The sequence below is a fragment of the Lachnoclostridium phytofermentans genome, from assembly GCF_000733755.1.
Taxonomy (GTDB): Bacteria; Bacillota; Clostridia; order Lachnospirales; family Lachnospiraceae; genus Lachnoclostridium; species Lachnoclostridium phytofermentans_A.
In genome coordinates this window covers 546,701-566,100 of the sequence record NZ_JPOF01000003.1, presented here as the reverse complement: position 1 = coordinate 566,100, position 19,400 = coordinate 546,701, and the positions used below count along the sequence as shown (strand labels likewise).

Sequence of the window (19,400 nt, the reverse complement as noted above, 5' to 3'; positions counted from 1 at the left end):
ATCTTTATTAAATAATAATAAGATAGTTATTAAGTAGGTGCCTTGTGTTTTATATGTAAATTAATTACTTTATTGAAAGATATTCTACAATCTAGGAGATAAAAAAACTAATAATAGTAGTTCATTTTTGGTTTTAAAAGCGGTGTAATATAGTTTTTCTTTTTTTGATGGCGGTAGCAAAGAAACAGAATAAGGCTACCAACTAATACAACGAATATGATAATCAATGCACATTGTAAGAAAAACATTTCTGGCAACAGGGTGATGATTGGGTCAGTATAAGGATCAAAAAGCCAGTCATCATTTCGAAAAAATATTTTATGGAAGATAACAAAAGCAGTCTCAAAGTCAATCGAACAGCCTATTAACGTAATAATCGGTAGTACTATGGCTGTGATAGAAGATACCTTTAAATAACGGTATTTATTTTGCTTTTTCTTCCATACAATAACACCAATAAGGAAAAGAGTACTAATAAGAAAAGTAATATAAAATAAATTAAATATTACTTTGACTTCTTCAAAATGAGATAAGCCGGAAACAGAGGTCCTTAAGGATGGAAACTTTAACACCCCATGATAAAGAGGTGAACAATAATCTATCAGTGCATTATAATTTGCTTTTATCTCATTGATAGAAAGTCCCGAGGTTTTATCTAAATCAAACCAGTGAATGTTTGCATAATATAGCGGTCTTAAATTGATTGCGAGGATAAGACCCAAGGAAATAAAAAATAAGGTCCATACTACACCGATACCGATATCTAAAATTAAATTCTCATTCTCTTTTTGGCTTCGTCTCGTATACTTATTCATACTAACCTCAATTCCGGCGCTTTCGATTTTTTCTATAACCGTAAGTTGAACAAATTTGTTATTTCAACCAAGCTTCCTGTGTATATTATTTATACTAGCACCAATATAATATGTTACTCTTTTTAGTAGAAAGATAAATTAGCTGCGTACTATGCTTACTAAGGTATGTTCCTTCTCTTATTTTACCTACATAGATAAACACATTATATTATAAAAATTTAATAAATTCAACCTAAGGAAATTATGCTTTCGTATCAAAAGTATAGCAGCGGTATAGGATATCTTCCTCTTCTTTTAATAACAGGCGATCCATAGGGGTTTGTTTCTTCTTCATTTCTTCAAATTCATAGGTAAGACCGTAACCCATTTCTATTAAGGCATCTGATAGTTGATTGATATGAGTACTGACTAAATAAAGGGACTCTTCTCGTTCCATACTTAGGGTAGCATGAACGGTTTTGTTTCGCAATCTAAGATGGATGTCCATTTCTCCTAAATGAGTCATAGATAAATGTAATAAAACATGAAGGTTTTCTTCTCCTTCCTTTTTTTGTCGTCTCTTTGTATAAAAGAAAAGTTCACTATTCGTTAAGTCTTTTGTAAGTTTAACAGGCAATTGTACGTAACCGAGAAATTGATTGACCGATTTCATAAAATCAATCTGATCCCTTAGATACTGAGTCTGTTCTTTGGCTTGATGAAAAGCTTCAGAGTTTGTATTTGCTTCATTTCTCTCAAAAAATGTCAATAGGCTTTCTAGGTCATGAGTTAACTTACGATAAAACTCTGTAGGCCCTTCTTTTTTTGTAAAGTCTTTTAGCTCAAGAGTAAGTTTTGAGAGCAACTCAGATTTTATCAACTTCTGATATTCTGGTGACTTTAAAAGCGCATTGAAGGAAGGTGGTATATTATTTCCCTGCGACAATGTAATTGACAAAGAATCTTCATTTTGTAGGGAGGTCATATTACCAGAATCCAGAAGCTGTTTCATTAAGTTGGTGATAGAATCATTAAAGTTATAAATGGAATCATTGCTATCTTTAAGAGAAGCTAATACCTCTTTTGGTAAGACATTAGATAACAACAAAAAGAGATTCTCCTGCTCATTTTTTGATAATACATCACTTAGTAAGGTTACATTGGTATTTATTTCTGGTGTATTCGATAACAACTGCTTTAATTCCGGGTGATCAATAAGGTTTAAATTGTTATCATTAGCGGCTTTAACTATTAATTCACGAAATTCAGAAACTGTAATAGAAGGATCAGTTAAGTGTTTTACTACCTGTTCTGGTATATCCATGGATGTTAACGAGTGAGTTAGCTGCTGCATCTCTTCATTTGAAAAATGAGTGGATAAAAGAGATTGATATGGAATAGAATGTTCTACCTTATCATTTAGGAAAAGAGATAATAACTCATGGTGAAATCCTTCTGATAGAGCAGATTCTTCTGATATAAAACCAAGGAAGGAATCAATCAAATGCTGTGACTGAGAAAGAATCGAATGATTGTTATTTTGGAAGGATTCCATCTGGTTGATTGTCTGCTGTGTGATTGGTAGTTCTAGCTTTTTCATAAGAATTAAGGTTTCAATCGAGGTTTCTCGAAAAGTTGCAGATAATTTCAAGATGTCCAGAATACTATATTTATTAATAGATAGTTCTTGTCGTAGTAATTCCTGTACAATATGAATGTTACGTTCTGTTTTAGGAAGTGAAGCCTCCATAAGGGCTTTCTCTATTGTATAATTCGAGTCATAGGTCTTTTGGGAAGAAGTTGCTTGGGATAAACTATCCGAGGCAGTGGGTACCGTGACTTTACCCTCTGTTTCTTCACTTGGCGTTTTGGAAGCAGTCAGAGTAGTAGATTGGCTTACTCCGATGAAATTAGATGATGTGATTGATTGATAGTCCATAAGGCTACTCCTTTGCAGTATTTTTATATAAGAAACGATATGAGTTATGCTTTCTTTTATAACAAGTAAGATACATAAAAGCCTACCTATTGGTAATTGTTATATCGGATAAAAGCTGAGATTATATAAGACCAGTAAGAAGACGTTAAGAGAGTTAAAACATTATAAAAAACTGGAAATGAATAAAAAAAGTATTGCGTAATGAGAAAACCTGTGATATTATCCTTTTACGAACAAAGGCGTTCTTATTGCAATTAAGCAGTGAGAGCGCCTTCTTTTTTTATCGGGATGTAAGTGCGAAAGAAATATTTGTGTTATTTTTTTCTCTAGCATAGATATGGATATTCAAAATATCGACACAAAAGCTATAAAGAAAAGAGGTAGGATTCGGATGGATAGGAAGGAAGAGGTAAAGCGTCATAGGCAAGGACTTTATGATCCTAGATTTGAACACGATAACTGTGGTATCGGTGCTATTGTTGATATCAAAGGTAGAAAAACACATAGTACAGTTGCCGGAGCGTTAAAAATTGTAGAGAATCTAGAACATAGGGCAGGAAAAGATGCAGAAGGTAAGACCGGGGATGGAGTTGGAATCTTACTGCAAATTTCACATAACTTTTTTAAAAAAGAAGGCAAGCAATTAGGAATTGAACTAGGTGAGGAAAGAGACTATGGAATCGGAATGTTCTTTTTCCCACAAGATGAACTAAAGAGAAACCAAGCAAAAAAGATGTTTGAAATCATTGTAGAAAAGGAAGGTCTTAAATTCTTAGGTTGGAGAGTGGTACCTATCCATCCAGAAACTTTAGGTCATCAAGCGCTTTCTTGTATGCCTTGTATCATGCAAGGTTTTATAGAACGTCCAAAGAATGTAAAACAAGGCTTAGATTTTGACCGAAAACTCTATATTGCAAGACGTATCTTTGAACAGAGTAATGATAATACCTATGTTGTGTCATTATCCAGTCGGACCATTGTGTATAAGGGAATGTTTTTAGTGAAGCAGCTAAGGTCTTTCTTTGCGGATTTACAGTCTAGGGATTATGAATCCGCCATTGCTGTGGTACACTCTAGATTTAGTACAAATACAAATCCAAGCTGGCAAAGAGCTCATCCAAACCGCTTTATTGTGCACAATGGTGAAATTAATACGATCCGTGGAAATGCTGATAAGATGTTAGCCAGAGAAGAAACCATGGAATCTAAATATCTTCATGGTGAATTTCATAAAGTGCTTCCTGTAGTAAGTACCGAAGGTTCTGACTCTGCCATGCTTGATAATACGTTAGAATTCCTTGTAATGAGTGGTATGGAGCTGCCTCTTGCTGTTATGATAACGATCCCAGAGCCATGGGCGAATGATGTAAGTATTAGTCAAGAAAAACGTGATTTCTATCAATATTATGCCACAATGATGGAACCTTGGGATGGTCCTGCTTCCATTCTATTTAGTGATGGAGATATCATGGGGGCAGTACTTGACAGAAATGGATTACGTCCGTCACGTTACTATATTACAGACGACGACCAATTAATCTTATCTTCTGAGGTAGGTGTCCTTGATTTTCCACCAGAGAAAATTAAGAAAAAAGAGCGCCTTCGTCCGGGAAAAATGTTATTAGTAGATACCGTAAAAGGCAGTCTTATTGATGATGAGGATCTAAAGAATCTTTATGCAACTCGCCAACCATACGGAGAATGGTTAGATAATAATTTAGTGAGCTTAAAAGAACTACATATACCAAATCAAAGAATTGAAGAATATTCAAACGAAGAAAGATCAAGACTTCAAAAAGCGTTTGGATATACCTATGAGGATTTTAAGACTTCCATCTTACCAATGGCTGCAATCGGTTCGGAGCCAGTATCTGCTATGGGAGCGGACAGTGCTCTTCCTGTATTAAGTAAACAAAATCCACCACTGTTTCATTATTTTAGACAGCTTTTTGCGCAGGTAACCAATCCACCAATTGATGCGATTAGAGAAGAAATCGTTACCTGCACCAGCGTTTATATCGGCGAGGATGGTAATCTTTTGGAGGAGAAGCCTGAAAACTGCAAGGTATTAAAGATTAACAATCCAATCCTAACAAACACTGATCTTCTAAAAATAAAGAATATGAAAGTGGATGGATTTAAGGTAACGGTATTACCTATTACCTATTATAAAAATACTTCCTTGGAAAAAGCGATTGACCATTTATTTTTAGATGCAGATCGTGCGTATAAGGATGGAGCTAATGTATTAATCTTATCGGACCGAGGAGTAGACGAAAATCACGTAGCAATTCCATCACTTTTAGCAGTAGCTGCGATGCAACAGCATTTGGTTAAGACGAAAAAAAGAACTTCTGTTGCTATGATATTAGAGAGTGCAGAGCCTAGAGAAGTACATCATTTTGCTACCTTACTTGGATATGGAGCTTGTGCAGTCAATCCTTATCTTGCCCAATTAAGTATTCGTCAGATGATCGATGAACATCTGCTAGACAAAGATTATTATGCAGCAGTGGATGATTATAACAGTGCAATCTTACACGGTATTGTAAAGATTGCCTCTAAGATGGGAATTTCAACGATTCAGTCTTATCAAGGTTCTAAGATATTTGAAGCAATCGGTGTAGTAGAAGATATTATGGAAAAATATTTCCCTGATACCGTAAGTCGAATTGGTGGAATAACCCTTAAGGATATTGAACATCAGGTAGATGAACTTCATACAAAGGCATTTGATCCACTTGGACTTTCTGTAGAGTTATCTTTAGAAAGCTCCGGTAGTCATAAATACCGTAGTAACAAAGAGGAGCACTTATATAATCCACAGACCATACATTTATTACAACACTCCACAAGAACTGGAGATTACAAAGTATTCAAGCAGTATACCAAGGCAATCACAGAGGAGGAGATGGGGATCAATCTTCGTGGTTTGCTAGACTTTAACTATCCGGAATCTGGATTAAAAATAGAAGAAGTGGAGAGTGTAGAAGAAATAGTGAAACGTTTTAAGACAGGTGCGATGTCCTATGGTTCGATTTCACAAGAAGCTCATGAGACACTTGCGATTGCAATGAACCGACTGGGTGGAAAATCAAACAGCGGGGAGGGTGGAGAAAGCTTAGAGAGATTAACTCTTGGGAAGGATGGTATCAATCGCTGTTCTTCAATTAAGCAGGTAGCATCTGGAAGGTTTGGTGTTACCTCACGTTACTTAGTCAGTGCGAAGGAAATACAGATTAAGATGGCGCAAGGGGCGAAACCAGGGGAAGGTGGTCAGCTTCCAGCAGAGAAAGTTTATCCTTGGGTAGCAAAAACCAGACATTCAACCCCAGGAGTTGGGTTAATTTCACCACCCCCACATCATGATATCTACTCGATTGAAGATTTGGCTCAGTTAATTTATGACCTTAAGAATGCGAATAAAGAGGCTAGAATTTCTGTAAAATTAGTATCAGAAGCTGGTGTTGGTACGGTAGCAGCAGGTGTTGCAAAAGCTGGTGCAGGTGTAATCTTAATTTCAGGTTTTGATGGAGGAACTGGTGCAGCGCCAAGAAACTCTATTTACAACGCTGGATTGCCATGGGAGCTTGGGCTTGCAGAAACACACCAGAACCTAATTGCGAATGGACTTCGTACTCGTGTTGTAATTGAAACGGATGGTAAGTTAATGACTGGGCGTGATGTATTAGTAGCGGCATTGTTAGGAGCAGAAGAATTTGGGTTTGCTACAGCACCGTTAGTGACACTTGGCTGTGTCATGATGCGAGTTTGTAATCTCGATACTTGTCCAGTAGGTGTAGCAACTCAGAATCCAGAACTTAGAAAAAATTTTAAAGGAAAGCCAGAATACGTTGAGAACTTTATGCGCTTTATTGCACAAGAATTAAGAGAATATATGGCGAAGCTTGGAATTCGTAGTGTTAATGAGTTAGTTGGGCGCACAGATTTATTAAAACCTAGACAGTTAAAGGATAATTCTCATGCACTTAAGATTGATTTATCGAATATTCTTAATTCTAAATATTCTGATAAAACAAAGAGTTATGCGTTTGATCCTAAGAAAGTCTATAATTTTGAACTGGAAAAGACCATGGATGAACGGGTATTACTTAAGAGATTAAAACCATTCATGGAGAAGAAAGAACCAAAAACACTAGAAGTAACGATTACAAATATTGATCGTACCTTTGGAACTATCTTAGGATCTGAGATAACGAGAACCTGTGGTGACTCCTTGGAAGAGGATACGTATGTAATCCGTTGCAACGGTAGCGGTGGGCAAAGCTTTGGAGCATTTATTCCAAGTGGTTTAACCTTAGAATTATCTGGTGATAGCAACGATTATTTTGGAAAGGGCTTATCTGGAGGTAAATTAATTGTTTATCCACCAAAGGGCAGCATATTTAGAGCAGAAGACAATATTATTATTGGAAATGTAGCACTCTATGGAGCAACCAGTGGGAAGGTCTATATTAACGGTGTTGCGGGAGAACGCTTTTGTGTTAGAAACTCTGGAGCTATTGCAGTAGTAGAAGGTGTCGGTGACCATGGTTGTGAATACATGACTGGTGGAAGAGTTGTTGTCCTTGGATGTACTGGGAAAAACTTTGCAGCTGGTATGAGTGGAGGGATTGCTTATGTTCTTGATGAAGACAGCAACCTTTATAAAAAGTTAAATAAACAGATGGTTGTCTGAATCAGTAAACGATAAATACGATGTGCTCGAATTAAAGCAGATGATAGCAGACCATGTGATGTATACAAATTCTCAAAAGGGTAAGATGATTTTAGATAACTTTAAAGAATACTTACCAAAGTTTAAGAAAATTATTCCTCATGATTATCGCAGAATGCTCCAAATGATTGTCCAGATGGAAGAAAAAGGACTTAGCAGTGAGCAAGCGCAAATTGAAGCCTTCTTTGCCAATGCAAAGAAAGTGTGATATCAGTGCTTACATCAGTAATGTTTTTAAGGAGGATAATACGATGGGGAAACCAACAGGATTTATAGATTATGAAAGACAGGATAGTATTGCTGTGAAACCAAAAGATAGAATAAAAAACTTTGGTGAGTTTCATATCCAGCTATCCATGGAAGAAAGAAAAAAGCAGGGTGCTAGATGTATGGAATGTGGTGTACCATTTTGTCAATCTGGAATGATGATTGGCGGTATGACTTCCGGCTGTCCATTACGTAATTTAATACCGGAATGGAACGATGCGTTGTATCATGGAAATATGGAGCTGGCATTAGGTCGATTATTAAAAACAAATAATTTTCCGGAATTTACTGCTAGGGTATGTCCAGCACCATGTGAATCGGCATGTACTTGTAACATTAACACGAAACCAGTCGCAATTAAAGAGAATGAATATGGAATCATAGAATATGGATATGAGCATGGACTTATGAAAGCAAAACCACCGAAAGTTCGAACCGGAAAAAAGATAGCGGTGATTGGATCTGGTCCATCTGGTCTAGCAGCAGCGGATCAGTTAAATCACAGAGGTCATCAAGTGACTGTGTTTGAACGAAATGACAGAGTTGGCGGTTTGTTAATGTATGGTATTCCGAATATGAAGCTTGAGAAGGAGATTATTCTTCGTAGAATCAATAGGATGGAAGAAGAAGGGGTATCCTTTGTTACTGGAACAGATATCGGGAAAGGGGAAAAAGCTCAGACTTTATATAAAGATTTTGATGCTATTGTTTTGGCATGCGGAGCTTCTAATCCAAGAGATATCAAAGTACCGGGCCGTGATGCAGAAGGAATTTATTTCGCTGTTGATTATCTTCGTACTGTAACGAAAGCATTATTAGATGGTACTTTAACAGACGAGAAAGTGATGATGGCAAAAGGGAAAAAGGTAGTTGTCATTGGTGGCGGTGATACTGGAAATGACTGTGTCGGTACAGCAATAAGGCAAGGAGCAAAATCCGTCTTACAACTAGAGATGATGCCAAAACCACCCGTTACCCGTAGTGAAAACAATCCATGGCCAGAGTGGCCTAAGGTCTTAAAGACAGATTACGGTCAGGAGGAAGCCATAGAAGTATTTGGGAATGATCCACGTGTATATCAAACAACAGTGAAGGAATTCCTCAAAAATAAAGAAGGAAAACTAAGTAAGCTAAAGCTAGTAAAACTTGAAAGCAAAAAAGAAGAGAAAACGGGACGCTTCCTTATGGAGGAAGTGGATGGAAGTGAATATGAAGTAGAAGCTGACCTTGTATTTATTGCGGCAGGATTCCTTGGTACTGAAAAATACGTTACAGATGCCTTTGGTGTAGAACAAAATGAGAGAATGAATGTAAAAACAGAGATGGATAGTTATGCAACAAATGTAAAAAATATATTTGTTGCAGGGGATATGCATCGTGGACAGTCACTGGTAGTCTGGGCTATCTGGGAAGGCAGAGAGGCAGCTCGTGCAGTAGATTCCTACCTTATGGGTTATACCAATCTATAATTAATCATTAAGTCATTACCAATACTCAAAGATATGGGTAAGATAGCATTAAAATATTCAATCAAAATTAGTTTTTATTTTCTTGAGAAGCGGAGGATAGTATTAAAAATGTTTTGTTAAAGAACAATAAAAGAGATAAGTAGGAGTTATAAAAGTTCTCTACTTATCTCTTTTTACTTTATTATATAAAATGCTTATTCTTAGTGGATAAACTAATTAATCAAACATCACTCTCTTACGAAATCCAAGATGGCTAAAAAAGCAATAATAAATGATAAATAATAAAGAGGTAATCACCCAAGTAAGAGGATAACTAAAGATAACGGTAATGATACTTGGGGATGAAGGTACTGCAGTATATAGCCATACAATTCGTAAAGCACAGACTCCTAGACAAGTAATAATCATTGGAACGAAAGCATCGCCAATTCCACGCAGTGCAGCTGCTAAAACCTCAATACAAACATAGGTGAAGAAGGTTGGCGCAAGAAAATGTAGTATTTTCATACCTATCATTAATACGGTTTGATCGTCTGTAAATAGTCGGTAAACATAATGGCCAAAGAAGTATAAAACAATACTAAATAAGATAGAAATCCCAAAAGCTAAAACAAGTCCAACTTTAACACATTTATGAACGCGTGAGATTTTTTGTGCCCCGTAGTTTTGACCGATAAATGTAGTTACAGAGATTCCAAGAGCTCCAATTATCATCCAAAATAATCCATCAATTTTACCATAAGCTGTCCAAGCAGCAACGGTATCAGTACCAAAAGAATTGATAAAACTTTGAATAATCACATTGGATATCGAGTACATCACGGACTGTAACCCAGCAGGAAGACCTATCTTTGTAATTCGTTTTAAAATTGGCATCTCAAAGTGAATGCATCTTGGTATTAAATGATAGGAAGCTTTCGTCCGTAATAAAGTCATAACTACTAAAGTAGCACTTACGAATTGAGAGATTATCGTGGCGATTGCAGCACCAGCGACTCCCATATGGAAAACCCCAACAAAAAGTAAATCCAATACAATATTTACAAAACAACTGATGATTAGAAAGTACAAAGGCCGTTTCGTATCGCCAATTGCTCTTAAAATACCGGAGGCTATATTGTACACTAAATTTGGAATAATACCAAGAAAGTAAATTCTTATGTATTGTAGAGATAGTGGGTAAATATCATCCGGGGTATTCATTGCAGTTAACATCATGGGAGACAAGCATAATCCAAGAATCATTAATACAATTCCACCACTAATTGCAAGGGCAAATGAAGTATGGACTGAATTTTTAACTTTCTCTTCTTCCTTGGCACCGAAGTATTGCGAGATAATTACAGTAGCACCAGAAGAGAGGCCAACGAAAAAGCCTACTAAAAGGTTTATTATAGTTCCAGTAGTACCACCTACTGCTCCGAGTGCTCGCTTCCCAACAAAGTTCCCAACGATAATTGCATCTGAGGTGTTATACAGTTGCTGAAAGAAGGTGCCTAAGACAATTGGAAAGAAAAATAATAATAGTCGGGTAAGGATTGGACCTTCCGTAATAGCATTTTGGTAACTTTTCGATTTTAACTTTTGCATAGGAATACTCCGTAAGTAATATTATAAGAAACAGAGGTATTATAGCACCACAAATAATAGAATACAATGAGTAATTTATGAATGGAATTTTATTTATCTTAAGGAAGTTTATACATCTTTCAGTTTATTTCTCTTTTGGAATATGATATACTTTCAGTTAGAGCTAATGGACAAGAATTAAGGAGAAAGTTATGGCAGATTATTGTATAGTAAGTGATGTGACGTTGGATTTAGTTCAGGACATCGTAGATGAGTTGGATGTAAACATTATCCCTATGGATTTCCACCTAGGTGATACGCCGTATACACACTATCCAGATGAAAGAGAATTAAGTTGTGAGGAGTTTTACAAACGATTAAAAGCAGGAGAAAATTCTGTGACTAGTCAGATTAATCCTGTGGTCTTCGAAAATTTTTTAACTCCAATCTTAGAAAGTGGAAAAGACGTATTATATATTGCATTTTCTTCGGGATTAAGTGGTACTTATAACACAGGTAGGTTGATGTCAGAAGGATTAAAAGAGAAATATCCTGATAGAAAAATAATCTGTATTGATTCCTTATGTGCCTCCATTGGTGAGGGGTTGCTTGTTTACCTTGCGGCAAAAGAAAGACAAAAAGGTAAGTCGATAGAAGAAGTAGTAAACTTTGTGGAAGATACAAAAAGAAAGTGTTGCCATTGGTTTATGGTAGAAGATTTACACCATTTAAAAAGAGGTGGCAGATTAAATTCCTTAGAGGCTATGGTAGGAACAGCGCTTCGTATTTGTCCAGTATTAAGTGTGGATAAAGAAGGAAAATTACTGGTGGTATCAAAGGTAAGAGGTAACAAAAAAGCAATAGAATACCTTGTAAATCGCTTAGAAGAAGATGGAATTGATACAAATAATCAAACAGTGATTATTGGTCATGCAGCTTGCCCTGATTATGCTAAGGCATTAGCAGATATTCTAACTGAGCGAGGATTAGTAAAGGATTACTTGTTTTCGAATATCGGTCCAGTCATCGGATCTCACACAGGTGCGGGTATGTGTGCGCTAACATTTGTTGGAGAAAATTATAAATTTTAATAAATATAGGTTTTAAAAAGAAATAGTAATTTTAATAATAAAAGAAATAGTTTTTTTAATAATAAAAGAAATAGTATTTTTAATATGAAATAGTAAGCTTAAATAATAAAAGAAATTGTAAAATTGAATAATAAAAGAAATTGTAAGATTGAATAATAAATGAAATAGTAAGTAAAAAAGAGATACATTCTTTAAGATGAATAGTGTAGATAAGGAGTATTTGGAGAAGAGAGTGACTTCAAGAATGACGATTCCTTTTATCTACACTTTTATTCTTTATAAAAGAATTGTATGGTTTGATTCCAACTACTAAACATTAGTTTTTTACTTTTTATAATCTTCATGAGTGAAGCTGATCGTAGGTATTCGACAGTTTTCATTATGAATCTTATTAGATAAAATAATAAAAGACCTATTGGTATTTCTTTTCAATGCCATTTTGATATGGTATAATGGAAAGTAATAGAAATTACAGGAAAGGACAAGGAGATATGTATTCATTTGAGGATGTAAAAGCATTTGATCCGGAATTAGCGGATAGTATCACATTGGAAATCGCAAGACAGAACGATCATATTGAATTAATAGCATCAGAGAATTTTGTGAGTAAGGCAGTTATGGCTGCTATGGGTAGTCCGTTAACAAATAAATATGCGGAAGGATATCCAGGAAAAAGATATTATGGCGGATGTGAATTTGTTGATATAGCTGAGAATTTAGCAATTGCAAGAGCAAAGGAGTTATTCGGTTGCACTTATGCAAATGTTCAGCCACATTCTGGAGCACAGGCTAATATGGCAGTATTTTTTGCTTTATTACAGCCAGGGGATACTGTATTGGGTATGAATCTTGCTCATGGCGGACATTTAACCCATGGTAGCCCAGTAAATTTCTCCGGTTCCTATTTTAATATCGTACCTTATGGCGTAGATGACAACGGTTTTATTGATTATGATGAGGTAGAAAAGATAGCAAAGGAATCAAAGCCAAAGCTTATCGTAGCAGGAGCTTCTGCTTATGCTAGAAAGATTGACTTTAAGCGTTTTCGCGAAATTGCTGACTTAGTTGGTGCATATTTAATGGTGGATATGGCGCATATTGCTGGTTTGGTAGCTGCTGGTTATCATCAATCACCAATCCCTTATGCTCATGTTACTACAACAACAACTCATAAGACATTACGCGGACCAAGAGGCGGAATGATTCTATCTAGTGCTGAATTTGCAGAAGAACATAAGTTAAATAAATCTGTATTTCCAGGAATTCAAGGTGGACCATTAATGCATGTAATCGCAGCAAAAGCAATCTGCTTTAAAGAAGCTTTGGATGATAGTTTTAAAGATTATGCTGGAAAAATCATCTCTAATGCACAAGCGTTAGCAAAAGAGTTGACAACACGTGGATTCAATTTAGTATCCGGTGGTACAGACAATCACTTAATGCTAATTGATTTACAGAATATGAACATTACAGGAAAGCAAGCAGAGCACATTTTAGATGAAGCAAACATTACTTGTAATAAGAATACTGTTCCAAATGATCCAGCGTCTCCATTTGTAACAAGCGGAATCCGTCTCGGTACTGCAGCTGTAACAACAAGAGGTTTTAATGAAAAAGATATGGCTGTGGTTGCAGAAGCTATTTCTCTCGTAGTTAAGGATGTAGAGAAGAATAAGGATCAGGCAAAAGCATTGGTTAAGATGTTAACAGATGCTTATCCACTCTATTAATTAATGTTGGGAAACCATTATGCAATCCCTTAGATAGCGTTATGAGTACGTCATAGTTAGCCTACATGCTGCGACTATTTATAGGAGCAGCGAATGGCTCAAGTTTGTTGTAGCACAGACTTGGTGAGTGAAAGAATAAAATTCTTTTACTCTTGATACTCATGAAGAAGTATGAAACATAGTTTAAGTTGAATTCATAGGTTTTATATAGAATAATGTTTTAAGAGAATAAAAAACTCGTAAGTTCTTACTGAAGTTTAAATCTTCATGATAGAACTTACGAGTTTTTTAATAACCTAATTCTTCTCCCACTAGAATAACTTTGATTCGGTATGGTATATGGGAACGTCGAGTGATAACAGTACTACTGCAGATGCATTCCTCAACGAGACAATTTACACATCGTCCAAGTTCTGCACATGGGGTTTTTCTGTTTAATCTCATTGCATTTGGAGGTGCTGCCATATTTCTTACACGTTCCATTGCAGCAGCTTCGTCGGTAACAATTTTATTCATTCCTGCAATCACAATTACATTTTTAGGACCGGTAATTAAGCATGCAACACGGTTTCCATTACCATCGATATTAACAAGTTTTCCATCTAGTGTAATGGCATTGGAACTCATAAAGTAATAGTCAGCTGTCACCATCTTACCATAAAGCTCAGAACGTTCTTCTGGTGATTTGGCTTTTGTGCGGTCGTAGATTATGTAGTCGGAGTTATGGAATTCATCAAGTAATCCAATCTCATCCAAGGTCATGGAACCGCCCCAACTAACGGAACAGCCAGGAGTTAAAAAACGTTTGGCTACTGTCAAGGCTTCTTCTCTGCTATCGCAGTAATAACCTTCGATTCCACGTTGATTAAATTTCTCAATCAAGCTATCTGCTAGGTTTTCATAGTATTGCTTTTTTGGTGAAGACATAGAGAACCATCCTTTCATTTTGAAACTCAAGTACATGATATTTTCTTATTTCTTATTCTACATAACTTTTAAATAAGTTGCAATGAAAATAGAGGAAGTTACACGGATATTTATGCCTGCTTTGTTCTCAAAAACAAATAACTAGACTAATCACAGTCCTGTTTTCAAGAGTGAAAGATGGATACAGCCGAAGGGTGTGAGTAGTAAATAGCCTGTCACAATTACGTGACAAGCTATTTACTTTTAACTTAAAATGCTTTATTTCTTCTTGCATTTATCACAGAAGATATTTACTTGAACGCAAAATTCTTCTTCCTTATGCTCTTTTTTACATCCATCTTCTTTATGCTTAGGTTCATCTTTATCTTCATCACAAAAGATATTTACCTGAACGCAAAATTCTTCATCCTTGTGTTCTTTGCGTTCTTTCTTTTTATCTTCATCACAAAAGACATTTAATTTAGTACAAAATTCTTCTTTAGATTTTTTCTGCTCTTTGTAATCATAGCAATCTTGGTTATACATATAGATTTATTAGCTCCTTTCTTTCTAGTGATACTATATTATATGTATAATTCGACATAGTGCTACAAAATATAACATTTAACTTTATCACATTTAATTTTTAAATTCTAGTAATTTAATCGTAATCCTATGTATTATTGTTATCTATTAATAATTAGATTTTGTTGGGCTTTTCGCAGCACGGCATTTGATTTTTACAAAAAAGTGGTTAACCCAGAAAGTTTGTGCCTGCATAATCTTCGGTATTAATTTCGGAAGTGAGAAAAGATGAGAATTGGGCGGGATAAAAGATTAGTATTGGATGAGAAGAAAGATGCACAGAAATGAGAAAACTGCACAAAATTGGTACTTGTCTTTCAACTTCACAAACGTTTCGGATTATGCTACAATAAAATATAGGACATTTGGAAGAGCACAAGACTTAAGAGCATTTGTGTATCGAAAAAAAGCATTTGTGTATCACAAGAAAAGCATTTTGTGTATCACAAAAAAAGTTTTTGTGCCAGTAAACAATGAAAGTTGGAAAATTCATGGGAAAAAGCTTATATATTTCTGAGAAACCAAGTGTGGCTCAGGAATTTGCAAAAGCACTAAAATCAAATTTTAAAAGGTCAGATGGGTTTATGGAATCAGAGGATAGTATTGTAACCTGGTGTGTTGGACATCTTGTGACAATGAGCTATCCTGAAAGCTATGATCCAGCTTTAAAAAAGTGGTCATTACAAACGATTCCGTTTTTACCAAAGGAGTTTAAATATGAGGTTATTCCATCGGTTAGTAAACAGTTTCAGGTAGTTAAGGGACTTTTAAATCGTTCTGATGTTGATAAAATATATGTTTGCACTGACTCTGGGCGAGAGGGAGAGTACATCTATCGGTTGGTAGACCAGATGGCTAAAGTACCAAAGAATAAAGAAAAACGAAGAGTTTGGATAGACTCTCAAACAGAGGAAGAAATCTTAAGAGGAATTCGTGAAGCAAAGCCACTTACTGCATATGATAATCTTTCCGCAGCAGCATATCTAAGAGCACAGGAAGATTACTTAATGGGAATCAACTTTTCTCGTGTGCTATCACTAAAATACGGATATACCGTAAATAATTTTCTTAAGAACGAAAAACATTCTGCAATAGCAGTAGGACGTGTTATGACTTGCGTGCTTGGAATGGTGGTTCGAAGAGAACGAGAAATTCGTGAATTTGTGAAAACTCCATTTTACCGTGTAATGATGACAATAGAGGCATCAGATAAGACCTTTGACGGTGAATTTAGAGCAGTAGAAGGATCAAAGTATTATCTATCTCCTGTGCTTTATAAAGAGAATGGTTTCCGTGAGAAGTTAGAAGCAGAAAAATTAATTACAATGCTTACTGGCTACGAACCGGAATATGAAACAAGAATTGAGAATAATAATAAAAATAGTTATCTTGCAAAATTAAAACAGGATCAAGAGACAGCGTGCTTAGAAGCTGAAATTGTAAGTATGGAGAAAAAGAAGGAAAATAAGAATCCACCTCTTCTTTTTAACCTTGCAGAACTTCAAAATGAATGCTCTAAGCTCTTTAAAATTAGTCCGGATGAAACATTAAAATATACACAAGAGCTATATGAAAAGAAGCTAGTAACCTATCCAAGAACGGATGCCAGAGTGTTATCTACGGCGGTATCGAAAGAAATCTATAAAAATATCAAGGGATTAGCTGCTCTTTCACAGTTTCAACCATTTGCAGAAGAAGTATTAGCACTAGGGTCATATAAAAATATAGCAAAGACTCGTTATGTAAATGACAAACAGATTACGGATCACTACGCAATAATTCCTACAGGTCAGGGTTTTGGAGCGTTATCATCCCTATCGGCGACTGCAAAGAGGATATATGTATCCATTGTAAAACGATTCTTAAGTATCTTTTATCCACCAGCAGTATATCAGAAGATAGCAATTACAACGAAGATAGCTACGGAAAGCTTTTTCTCAAGTTTCCGTGTACTAATAGAAGAAGGTTATCTAAAGGTTGCAGGTTATCAGGGAAACACAAATAATTCAAAGTCGGAAGCACAAGCAAATGATAAAGCATCCACAAAAACAGAGGTAGATGGGAAAGATAAACCTTCGGAAGAGGAATCAGAAGAAGAAAAAGATTATGATGCCACGTTCTTTGAGGTAATCAAAGGTCTAAAAAAAGGAATGAAACTACCAGTTCGTAATTTCACAATTAAAGAAGGAGAAACAGCTCCTCCAAAACGCTATAATTCCGGTTCTTTAATTCTTGCGATGGAAAATGCGGGACAGTTTATTGAAGACGAAGAATTACGTGCTCAGATAAAAGGAAGTGGTATCGGAACAAGTGCTACAAGAGCTGAAATCTTGAACAAACTCGTTAAGATAAATTACCTCTCTTTAAATAAAAAAACACAGATTATGACTCCCTCTTTAATGGGAGAATTAATTTATGATGTTGTGAATGCTTCCATTCGGTCGTTGTTAAATGCAGATTTAACTGCAAGTTGGGAAAAAGGTCTAACGATGGTAGCAGACGGTACAATTACGAAAGAGGAGTATATAGCAAAACTGGAGGGCTTTGTAGGTCGAATGACTGAAGGCGTGAAGGGAATCAATAATGCGAATCTATTATTACCGTATTTTGAACAAGTAGCGCAAAATTATAAAAGGTAAGAGTAGAAATGGATAAAGTGTGAGAAGATGTTTTATTATCAGAATACAGAAGATAAGAACTTCTAAATCTCACACGGAAGTATGTCATTAACGAAACGTTCTTTTCGCGAAATTATATATACGTAATAATCATCACAAGTATAGGAGGTTGTATGATAGAATTAGAGATACAAAGTTTATTTGATTTATCACAGACAATAGCTACGGATTTATTTCAGGGGGTAATCTACCCATGGGAAGTACTTCCTAACATTGGATCATTTATTATTAAACTTGGAGAACGCTTGCCAAGCGAGGAATATGATAGGATTGCAGAAAATATATGGATTGCGAAATCTGCTACGGTAGCTCGTTCCGCAGATATTCATGGACCTTGTATTATCGATAAAAACGCAGAAATCCGTCACTGTGCATATCTACGTGGAAATATTATCGTTGGTGAGGGAGCAGTCGTTGGAAACTCAACAGAGCTTAAAAATGTAGTATTATTTAATAAAGTTCAGGTGCCACACTATAACTATGTAGGGGACTCCGTTCTAGGATATAAAGCACATATGGGTGCTGGTTCCATTACTTCCAATGTAAAATCGGATAAAACCTTAGTTACCGTACGATTTCAAAATGAAAAATACCCAACCGGATTAAAGAAGATGGGAGCTATCCTAGGAGATATGGTGGAGATTGGATGTGGTAGCGTTCTTAACCCTGGTACCGTTATTGGTAGAGAGACCAATGTATATCCGCTATCGTCTGTACGAGGATATATTCCAGAGCACAGCATATTTAAAAAGGCTGGAGAGATTGCAAAAAAACAGGATGATTTCAGTTAAGTATTTTTATCGGGAAGTTTTGTGCCTATGCTAACTTCGCAAACTTCAGAGTTGTAGGGAAAATACACATGAATGGAGGTTATGATCATGCAGGAATTTTATGATATGATTGAAGAGAGAATAAAAGCATCTGGATACCTTGGAGAAATCGATGGTTATGAGATATACAACGAGATCTGTGATGAAATTGAAGAAAAAGAATTGGGAACCTATATTTTTATGTCTAAGAAAACAGAGGACTGCTTTTTTGAGTATAAAGTTGATGTGATGGAAGAGGAATTTAACTTATCTTATGTTGATATCCATGTGAAAGATAAGGTATATCATGCGGATTTTGATGCATAGATAGAGATATTAGAAGGATAAGATATAGGAAGTATATCTGTAAATACAATATAGTAAGGCAGCGTAAAGCTACTATATGAAATAGTAAAACAGGTATAGCAGTAAATACAATATAACAAGACAGAGTATATCTGGAAAATAATATAGCAAAGTAGAGATTACTTATTACTTTAGATGCGAGGGCGTGAAGTAATTAAGGAATCTCTTTTTTTATTCATACCAAGAAAAAGTTCGCGAAGCGTTTTTTTTCGTTGCTTGAATAGAAAAAAGTACTTTATAATGGCCTTTTTCATGGGAAGACAACCAGATGCATATGCTTAACGAATGTAAAAGGGTTCTCGAATCAAAGGTCATCTTAAGTTTTTTGTAAACAAGGGCAAATATTTAGACCATAAGATGGAACTATTATACATTGTGTATCTCAAAAATGACTTTTCATATTAAGTACCAAAATCATTTAATTAAGAACTGAATTTTTCACTACATATTTTACTATAA

At 35.6% G+C, this 19,400-nt stretch carries 11 protein-coding genes and 1 pseudogene; 7 read left to right on the top strand and 5 right to left on the bottom strand.

The window, feature by feature from the left end; translation table 11 throughout:
- Positions 1 to 107: 107 nt before the first annotated feature.
- Positions 108 to 815: a TIGR01906 family membrane protein gene (locus CC92_RS0107985; RefSeq protein ID WP_051650771.1), complete on the bottom strand. Its 708-nt coding sequence runs from the start codon at positions 813 to 815 to the stop codon at positions 108 to 110.
- A gap of 241 nt (positions 816 to 1,056) precedes the next feature.
- Positions 1,057 to 2,733: a flagellar hook-length control protein FliK gene (locus CC92_RS0107980; RefSeq protein WP_029503429.1), complete on the bottom strand. Its 1,677-nt coding sequence runs from the start codon at positions 2,731 to 2,733 to the stop codon at positions 1,057 to 1,059.
- Between the two features lie 391 nt (positions 2,734 to 3,124).
- Here CC92_RS0107980 and gltB point away from each other — a divergent pair.
- Together gltB and CC92_RS0107970 are read left to right on the top strand one after the other, a co-directional pair.
- Positions 3,125 to 7,679 (top strand): annotated as a pseudogene (gltB, locus tag CC92_RS20870) (glutamate synthase large subunit).
- 43 nt (positions 7,680 to 7,722) lie between these two features.
- Complete coding sequence (locus CC92_RS0107970) at positions 7,723 to 9,207, top strand: glutamate synthase subunit beta (protein ID WP_029503430.1); 1,485 nt, start codon at positions 7,723 to 7,725, stop codon at positions 9,205 to 9,207.
- Positions 9,208 to 9,423: 216 nt separating this feature from the next.
- On the opposite strand, the gene CC92_RS0107965 is transcribed toward CC92_RS0107970, so the two are convergent.
- Positions 9,424 to 10,797 carry an MATE family efflux transporter gene (locus tag CC92_RS0107965; protein WP_029503431.1) on the bottom strand — a complete coding sequence of 458 codons (1,374 nt, stop codon included), beginning with the start codon at positions 10,795 to 10,797 and terminating at the stop codon, positions 9,424 to 9,426.
- 191 nt (positions 10,798 to 10,988) lie between these two features.
- On the opposite strand from CC92_RS0107965, the gene CC92_RS0107960 reads away from it, so the two are divergent.
- Both CC92_RS0107960 and glyA read left to right on the top strand, forming a co-directional pair.
- Positions 10,989 to 11,867, top strand: a complete 879-nt coding sequence (locus tag CC92_RS0107960) for a DegV family protein (RefSeq protein WP_029503432.1) — start codon at positions 10,989 to 10,991, stop codon at positions 11,865 to 11,867.
- A 491-nt stretch (positions 11,868 to 12,358) separates the two neighbouring features.
- Entirely contained in the window at positions 12,359 to 13,597 is a 1,239-nt protein-coding gene (gene glyA, locus CC92_RS0107955) for a serine hydroxymethyltransferase (RefSeq protein ID WP_029503433.1), read from the top strand.
- A gap of 288 nt (positions 13,598 to 13,885) precedes the next feature.
- On the opposite strand, the gene CC92_RS0107950 is transcribed toward glyA, so the two are convergent.
- Positions 13,886 to 14,524 carry a lactate utilization protein gene (locus CC92_RS0107950; protein ID WP_029503434.1) on the bottom strand — a complete coding sequence of 213 codons (639 nt, stop codon included), beginning with the start codon at positions 14,522 to 14,524 and terminating at the stop codon, positions 13,886 to 13,888.
- Positions 14,525 to 14,782: 258 nt separating this feature from the next.
- Positions 14,783 to 15,049, bottom strand: coding sequence for a hypothetical protein (locus tag CC92_RS0107945; protein WP_029503435.1), 267 nt, complete (start codon positions 15,047 to 15,049; stop codon positions 14,783 to 14,785).
- Positions 15,050 to 15,579: 530 nt separating this feature from the next.
- On the opposite strand from CC92_RS0107945, the gene CC92_RS0107935 reads away from it, so the two are divergent.
- From CC92_RS0107935 to CC92_RS0107925, 3 genes are all read left to right on the top strand, one after another.
- Complete coding sequence (locus CC92_RS0107935) at positions 15,580 to 17,727, top strand: DNA topoisomerase (RefSeq protein WP_029503437.1); 2,148 nt, start codon at positions 15,580 to 15,582, stop codon at positions 17,725 to 17,727.
- 152 nt (positions 17,728 to 17,879) lie between these two features.
- Positions 17,880 to 18,557: a UDP-N-acetylglucosamine pyrophosphorylase gene (locus CC92_RS0107930; RefSeq protein ID WP_029503438.1), complete on the top strand. Its 678-nt coding sequence runs from the start codon at positions 17,880 to 17,882 to the stop codon at positions 18,555 to 18,557.
- A gap of 87 nt (positions 18,558 to 18,644) precedes the next feature.
- Positions 18,645 to 18,902, top strand: a complete 258-nt coding sequence (locus CC92_RS0107925) for a hypothetical protein (protein WP_029503440.1) — start codon at positions 18,645 to 18,647, stop codon at positions 18,900 to 18,902.
- The last annotated feature ends 498 nt before the right edge of the window (positions 18,903 to 19,400 follow it).